The following is a 6,539-nucleotide window of genomic DNA, read 5'->3' as shown; positions in this document are numbered from 1 at the left end:
AGTTTGCGGCTTTTTTACGAGGCCTACCGCACCTCGGCATGCACCTCAGAGTTCGTGAATCCCGTCGAATCCAGAATCAGCCCCGAATTCAGGTGTTCATAAAACACTAAAGTAACAGCGGCATTTTACGCCGCCACCGCAGTTGTCACAACCAATAATTGGCCTGAAGCTGCAGTTAAGTTCTATATGGCGATGAAATCGCCAGTTTCAAGCACACCGCCTTAACGGGCCGTGTGCTTCATCATGCGCTCTTTTTCACGGGACCAGTCACGGTCTTTGATATCGTCGCGTTTATCAAAAGACTTTTTACCCTTGGCCAGGTAAAACTCCAGTTTCACCCAACAGGCTTTCCAGTACATGGCCGTCGCGACCATGGTGTAACCGTCGCGTTCTTTGGCACCAATCAGTCTGCTGATTTCCCTTTTGTTTAACAGCAATTTGCGAGAACGCTCCGGGTCACAAATCACGTGGCTGGACGCGCTGTTCAACGGTTGAATTTGGGCACCAAATAAATAGGCTTCGCCATCTTTGAGAATGACATAACTGTCGGACAGGTTGACCTTGCCCTGGCGGATGCTTTTAAGTTCCCAGCCTTGCAGGCTGATGCCTGCTTCGTATTTGTCTTCAAGGAAATACTCGTGCCGGGCTTTTCGGTTCAGGGCTATGGTGCCACCCTGATTTTTCGGATTCTGTTTTTTGCTCATGCTCAGAAATAAAAAGAAGCTGAAGAGTCCATCGCAATGGCTGTTGCCAGTCAGAGGCGTTGAGGCAGGGCGCAGATCTGTTACAATCGCGGCCTGCATTAAGGGGAGAGAGTATGCCACAAATTGAGCGCAGCGCACTGGTTTTTTACAGCGCCGAGCAAATGTACAATCTGGTAAACGATGTACCCAGCTATCCTGAGTTTTTACCTGGTTGCAGCAAAGCGGATGTATTGTCGCAGAGTGCTCAGCAGATGCTGGCCTGTCTGGAAGTGAAAAAAGCCGGTATCAGCCAGCAGTTCACCACCCGCAATACCTTGGTGCCAAACAGCGAAATCCGGATGCAGCTCGAATCAGGCCCTTTTAAAGCATTAAGTGGTGGCTGGCATTTTGTGCCGCTGAATGCGCAGGCCTGTAAAGTCATACTGAAACTGGAATTTGAATTTTCCAGCAAACTAATCGAGTTTGCTTTTGGCAAAGTGTTTAACGAGCTGACCGCAGCTATGGTCGGCGCTTTTACCCAAAGAGCCAAACAAGTGTACGGGGCACCCAATGCGTGAACAGATAGCCGTGGAAGTGGCTTTTGCAACACCGGAAAAACAAAGCTTATTAAGTGTCTCAGTAGCTGCGGATGCGACAGTACAGCAGGTGATTGAATCATCCGGTATGTTGCGTTTGCATCCTGAAATTGATCTGGGGCAGAACAAAGTTGGGGTCTGGAGCCGGACCTGCAAACTGACGGATAGGGTCAAAGCGGGTGACCGTATTGAAATCTACCGTCCGTTAATTGCCGACCCGAAAGACATGCGCCGTCGCCGGGCGGAGAAAGCCAAAGAAGAAGGCCGGGCTGATAAAGTGACGGGAGGCCGGCCTCACACATCGGCCGAACCGTCGGCAGAATAACAGCAAAAAAAGCCTGCATTCACAGGCTTTTTTTGTGTTTTGAAGGGGGGCTGCCGGGGTCAGATATCCAGCGGAGTATTAAATTCTGCTGGTTTGTCAAAATCACCGGAGATATCCAGTAATTTACCTTCCTGATCAAAGCGGGCAACAAGTTGCTTCTCGAAATTGTTACCGCGCCCGCCTTTGAGCGAATAAAAGTAATGCCAAATCTGATCATCAAAAGCGTTTTCAGCAACGGGATTGCCCAACACAAAGCGTACCTGCTCTTTGGTCATATGCACCCGTAATTTATTGATGTCTTTTTGTTCCAGAAAATTACCTTGCGGAATGTCGATACGGTAAATCCAGCTGCTGCACGCAGTCAGGCTCAACGCTGTGGCCACTATCAGGGCACGGGTTACTACAGAATTCATGGTTATCTTCATTTAAAAAAGTCTGGCAGCATCATACCGCAAGCAAAGGCTGAAATTAAAGTCCTTCTCTGACTGCAGCGGTCAGCAGAAGTTCATCAGAGATTATTCGCCTCCAGAACAATGGCTTGCGTTACAAAGCTAAGGTGCGCATAACAGCTCTCTCGCATTGGCGATTGCATTGGCACTGACATTTTCTCCTGCCAGTAACCTGGCTATTTCCTGCACCCGCTCTTCATCACTTAAGCTGCGGATCCGGGTTTCAGTGGCGATGCCATCTGTGTATTTTTCGACAAACAGCTGATGATGGCCCTGGCTGGCTACTTGCGGCAGGTGAGTCACACAAATCACCTGGGTATTGTCACCTAACTGACGCAGTAAGCGGCCGACACCAGCGGCAACCGGGCCACTGATACCTACATCCACTTCGTCGAAAATAAGTGTGGGTGTGGTGACTTTGCCTGCCAGTATCACCTGAATCGCCAGGCTGATGCGGGACAGTTCGCCACCTGAGGCCACTTTATGCAAAGCCTGCAACGGTTGGCCCGGGTTGGTAGAGACTAAAAACTCCACCTGGTCCCAGCCTTCTTTGCCTGCCTTGTCGATACCCATAGCTTCAACGGCAATATGAAAGCGGGCGTTGGCCATCGACAGCTCCGCCATGCTGTGGGCAATACGTTCTGATAATTCCAGTGCCGCGCCCTGACGCAGTTCGGTCAGTTGCTGGGCCGCCAGCGCATACTGCTGCTGGGCGTGCTGAATTTCGCCGTCCAACTGCTGCAGACGTTCATCATCATCGGCCAGCTCCGTCAGCTGTTGTTGCAGTTGCTGATGATGGGCTGCCAGTTGCTCCGGTGCTATCTGATGTTTACGGCTCAGCTGCAGCCACTGGCTGAGCCTGTTGTCGACCTCCTGCAACCGTTCCGGGTCTACATCTACTTTTTCACTGTAGCGGCGCAGCTCGCGACTGGCTTCCTCCACCTGTACCAAGGCATCCTGCAACAGCTGATACATTGGCTGCAGTTCAGCGTCGACGTCCAGATAATCTTCCAGCTGCGCGCTGGCCTGACGCAGCAGCTGATAGCTGTTGCCATCGTCCTGGTCATACAGCAGTTGCAGCGTTTGCTGGCTGGCCTGGATCAGGCTGTGGCTGTTGCTGAGTTTCTGCTGCTCCAGTTCTAACTGAGGAAATTCATCTTCGGCTGGTGCAAATTGGTCAAGTTCTGCCACCTGGTATTCGAGCAACTGGCGCTGGGCTTCACGTTGTTGCTGGTTCTGCAGTAGCTCCCGGTAATTTGCTTTCAGTTGCTGCCATAACTTGTGCAACTGACGACACTGCGCCAGAGCTGTCTGGCTATGCGCAAACGCATCCAGCAGCTGACGCTGATAGTCGTTTTTCAGCAATAACTGATGGGCATGCTGGCCATGAATACAGATTAAATGCTGCCCTAAAGCTTTCAGTTGCTGAGCCGGAACCTGTACGCCATTGATATAACCTCTGGAGCGGCCTTCAGTGCTGACAACCCGCCGTACTATGCATTCCTGGCCCATGGCGAGGTCCTGCTCAGCCAGCCATTGTCTGGCACTGTCCAGTGCGGACACGTCAAAGGTCGCGACTATATCGGCTTTGTCTGCACCGGGCCTGACCACATCGCCCTCTGCGCGTTCGCCAAGACAGAGCGACAAGGCATCCAACGCAATGGATTTACCTGCCCCGGTTTCGCCGGTGATGGTGGTCATACCGGCGCGCCAGTCTAATTCCAGCGCACGGACTATCGCAAAGTTACTGATGTGAAGATGATTCAGCATACGGGCCCCCAAAAATTAATTACTGTTAATTTATACAGTAATTTTGGGGGCCGCAAGCGGCTGCTGAAAATTTAATAAAGTTTGCTGCCCCAGCCCAGTTTACTGCGCAGTACTTTGTAATAGCTGTAACCAGGCGGGTGCACCAGCGTCAGAGGTTTTGGGTGTTTCCGGATACGTATTTCATCGCCCGGCATTACCGCCAATATTACATGGCTGTCGCAGCTGACCTGTAAATGTGCGTCATTGGCCGGGGACACTTTCAGCAGAATTTCACTGGTACCCGACACCACCAAGGGGCGGCTGCTTAAGGTGTGGGGAAACATGGGCACCAGGCTCATCGCGTCCAGTTCAGGCGTCAGGATGGGACCGCCACCCGACAGTGAATAGGCGGTGGAGCCGGTAGGCGTGCTGATAATCAGGCCGTCCGAGCGCTGGCTGAATACAAACTCGCCGTTGATATACGCTTCAAACTCAATCATATGCGCCACTTTGTCGGCGTGCAGCACGGCTTCGTTGACCGCCGTATTGCTGCTTTTTACCGTGTCATGCCGGTGGACTTCCACCTGCAGCAAGTTACGCTGCTCGGTGACAAAGTTGCCTGCCAGCACCTGAGTTAAAGGTTCGGCAAAATTTTCCGGCGATAAGTCGGTCAGAAACCCCAGATTACCACGGTTTACACCCAGCACTGGCACGCCAAAACGGGCAAAAATCCGCGCAGCGCCAAGCATATTGCCGTCACCGCCCACCACTATGGCTAAATCGCAGTCTTTGCCTAACTCGACCAGGTCGCGGCTCAGCATCGGATCCAGCTGCAGCGACTCGGCTACCCGCTGTTCAATCCGCACTTCCAGCTGACGTTGCTGCAAAAACTGATACAACGCCAGCAGGGTGGCGTTGGCTCCTTCGTGGTTCGGTTTTCCAATCAGGCCTATTCGTCTGAAACTGCTGCTCATCTTCCTTTGTGATCCGCGACTTTCAAGGTTCGGGCCAGTATAGCTGCAGTTCTGTGGCCCGGCAAAGGGCTTGATATTTTCGATTCTGACCCCACAATAGCCCGGTATTTCCGATGACCTCAGTGTGGATAAAGAGTGCAGCTAAGCAGGCCCGAATTAATTTTAAAGCTGATTGTTGAACAGTACCTGTCCGACGGTTTGCCGGTGTCGTCCAAACTGCTGGCCGACCATGACGAGTTGGGGGTCAGCTCAGCCACTGTGCGCAACACCATGATGCAGCTGGAGCAGCAGGGTTTTATCCGTTCTCCGCATACATCGGCGGGCCGGATTCCAACCACCAGCGGCATCCGGCTCTTTATTGACAAAATGCTGCAGTTTGAACCTGTGTCCAGCCGTTGGCAGGATGCCATTCAAACCCAACTGACACCCCAACTGCCCGTGTCGTTGTTGTGTCAGCAGGCCGGTCAGTTGCTGGCTGACTTAACAGGTCTGGTCAGCATTGTCAGTGCGCCTAAGGGGCAGGGGCGGGTGATCCGTCAGGTCGATTTGGTGCGTCTTGCCACCCAACGTTTATTGCTGGTGGTGATCGATGAAGACGGCGATATTCTGCACCGGGTGCTGTACCACGATGATTTAATTGACCAGACCGTGCTTGGACGGGTGCTCTGTCTGCTCAATGCGGCACTTTGCGGAGAAGACTGGCTGGATGGCATTTCCAGGCTGGCGTTGCTGGCCCGGCAGGAATCCGGTGTGGTGCAACTGCTGGTAAAAAATGCGCTGGCACAGCTGAGTCTGGATGAAGTGGCTCAGCATCAGCCCTTTATTTATGGTCAGCATCAGCTGATGCAGGGCCGCGACTATCAAACCGACCCCGCACTGCAACAGGTGGCCGAAGTGCTGTCCGATGCCTCTTGCCTGGTGCAGTTGCTGCGCCCTGTCACTCAGGATCAGCAAACCAAATTATTGCTGGGGTTGGAATGTGGTATGGAACAACTGGCCAAAGTCAGCCTGATTTGTGCCCGTTACCGCGCTGAACCCCATGGCTTTATTGCCTTATTGGGCCCGAGCCGCATGAACTATGGCCGCTTTGTGCCTTTGGTGGAAGCTGTGGCGCAGCGGGTGTTTTTTAACTTGAATCATCTGAATCAATCCCCATAATAAGCGGACTTTGATTGGAGTAGTAACGAATGAGCGAGCAAGAAAAAGTGCAGACTGAACAACAACAGACGGCCGAGACTGTGGCAGAACAGGACCATGTGGAGCTGACGCCAGAACAGGAGCTGGTGGCCAGGCTGGACAACGAACTGCAACAAAGCAAAGCCCAACTGGCGGAACAGCACGATTTAATGCTGCGCATTAAAGCCGAAGCAGACAATATTCGCCGCCGTGCTTCGATGGATGTTGAAAAAGCGCATAAATTTGCGCTGGAGAAGTTCGCCGCCGATTTATTGCCGGTGGTGGACAACCTGGAGCGCGCTTTGACCTTTATCAACCGCGAAGACGAAGCGCAAAAAGCGTTGGCAGAAGGCGTGGATTTAACCCTGAAAAGTCTGCTCGATACCCTGGCGAAAAATGGCGTGCAGCAAATTGACCCTCAGGGAGAGCCATTCAGTGCTGAGAAGCACCAGGCGATGTCGATGATTCCGAACCCGGAAGTGCCAGCCAATACGGTGGTCTTTGTGATGCAAAAAGGGTTTGAACTGAATGGCCGCCTGCTGCGCCCAGCCATGGTTGGTGTCTCGAAAGCGGATTAATTTTTGTGT

General features: G+C 52.6%; 8 protein-coding genes and 1 other RNA gene. 4 read left to right on the top strand and 5 right to left on the bottom strand.

The genetic code is table 11. The features are described from left to right. Both ssrA and smpB read right to left on the bottom strand, forming a co-directional pair. Positions 1-84, bottom strand: a transfer-messenger RNA (tmRNA) gene (ssrA, locus tag WKJ04_RS16640); the annotation flags it as partial. A 137-nt stretch (positions 85-221) separates the two neighbouring features. Next, a complete protein-coding gene (smpB, locus tag WKJ04_RS16635; protein ID WP_337881442.1) occupies positions 222-704 on the bottom strand; it encodes an SsrA-binding protein SmpB in 483 nt (160 codons plus the stop codon). 113 nt (positions 705-817) lie between these two features. Here smpB and WKJ04_RS16630 point away from each other — a divergent pair, with 113 nt between their 5' ends. Both WKJ04_RS16630 and WKJ04_RS16625 read left to right on the top strand, forming a co-directional pair. After that, positions 818-1,261 (top strand): SRPBCC family protein, encoded by a 444-nt coding sequence (locus WKJ04_RS16630; protein ID WP_337881441.1) that lies wholly within the window; start codon positions 818-820, stop codon positions 1,259-1,261. Further along, positions 1,254-1,604, top strand: coding sequence for an RnfH family protein (locus tag WKJ04_RS16625; protein ID WP_337881440.1), 351 nt, complete (start codon positions 1,254-1,256; stop codon positions 1,602-1,604). Before WKJ04_RS16630 ends, WKJ04_RS16625 begins: the two co-directional genes overlap by 8 nt. 59 nt (positions 1,605-1,663) lie before the next feature. Here the strand turns inward: WKJ04_RS16625 and bamE are convergent, their stop codons facing one another. The 3 genes from bamE to nadK all read right to left on the bottom strand — a co-directional run bounded on the left by bamE (position 1,664) and on the right by nadK (position 4,776). Further along, entirely contained in the window at positions 1,664-2,017 is a 354-nt protein-coding gene (bamE, locus tag WKJ04_RS16620) for an outer membrane protein assembly factor BamE (protein WP_337881439.1), read from the bottom strand. A 138-nt stretch (positions 2,018-2,155) separates the two neighbouring features. Continuing rightward, complete coding sequence (gene recN, locus WKJ04_RS16615; RefSeq protein WP_337881438.1) at positions 2,156-3,823, bottom strand: DNA repair protein RecN; 1,668 nt, start codon at positions 3,821-3,823, stop codon at positions 2,156-2,158. A 71-nt stretch (positions 3,824-3,894) separates the two neighbouring features. Next, positions 3,895-4,776: an NAD(+) kinase gene (gene nadK, locus WKJ04_RS16610; protein WP_337842566.1), complete on the bottom strand. Its 882-nt coding sequence runs from the start codon at positions 4,774-4,776 to the stop codon at positions 3,895-3,897. 135 nt (positions 4,777-4,911) lie between these two features. Between nadK and hrcA the strand changes: the two genes are divergently transcribed. Continuing rightward, the gene (hrcA, locus tag WKJ04_RS16605; protein ID WP_337842567.1) at positions 4,912-5,934 is read left to right on the top strand and encodes a heat-inducible transcriptional repressor HrcA; all 1,023 of its coding nucleotides are present in this window, start codon (positions 4,912-4,914) and stop codon (positions 5,932-5,934) included. 29 nt (positions 5,935-5,963) lie between these two features. Further along, entirely contained in the window at positions 5,964-6,530 is a 567-nt protein-coding gene (grpE, locus tag WKJ04_RS16600) for a nucleotide exchange factor GrpE (RefSeq protein WP_337842568.1), read from the top strand. Positions 6,531-6,539: the final 9 nt, after the last annotated feature.

The organism is Rheinheimera sp., assembly GCF_037442345.1.
Lineage (GTDB): Bacteria > Pseudomonadota > Gammaproteobacteria > Enterobacterales > Alteromonadaceae > Pararheinheimera.
The sequence above is the reverse complement of the archived record's forward strand: the minus strand, read 5'-3'. Positions and strand labels throughout refer to the sequence as shown.

Coding starts and splice junctions, on each gene's coding strand:
- smpB (WP_337881442.1), bottom strand. CDS start 704: ATGAGCAAAAAACAGAATCCGAAAAATCAGGGTGGCACCATAGCCCTG.
- WKJ04_RS16630 (WP_337881441.1), top strand. CDS start 818: ATGCCACAAATTGAGCGCAGCGCACTGGTTTTTTACAGCGCCGAGCAA.
- WKJ04_RS16625 (WP_337881440.1), top strand. CDS start 1,254: ATGCGTGAACAGATAGCCGTGGAAGTGGCTTTTGCAACACCGGAAAAA.
- bamE (WP_337881439.1), bottom strand. CDS start 2,017: ATGAATTCTGTAGTAACCCGTGCCCTGATAGTGGCCACAGCGTTGAGC.
- recN (WP_337881438.1), bottom strand. CDS start 3,823: ATGCTGAATCATCTTCACATCAGTAACTTTGCGATAGTCCGTGCGCTG.
- nadK (WP_337842566.1), bottom strand. CDS start 4,776: ATGAGCAGCAGTTTCAGACGAATAGGCCTGATTGGAAAACCGAACCAC.
- grpE (WP_337842568.1), top strand. CDS start 5,964: ATGAGCGAGCAAGAAAAAGTGCAGACTGAACAACAACAGACGGCCGAG.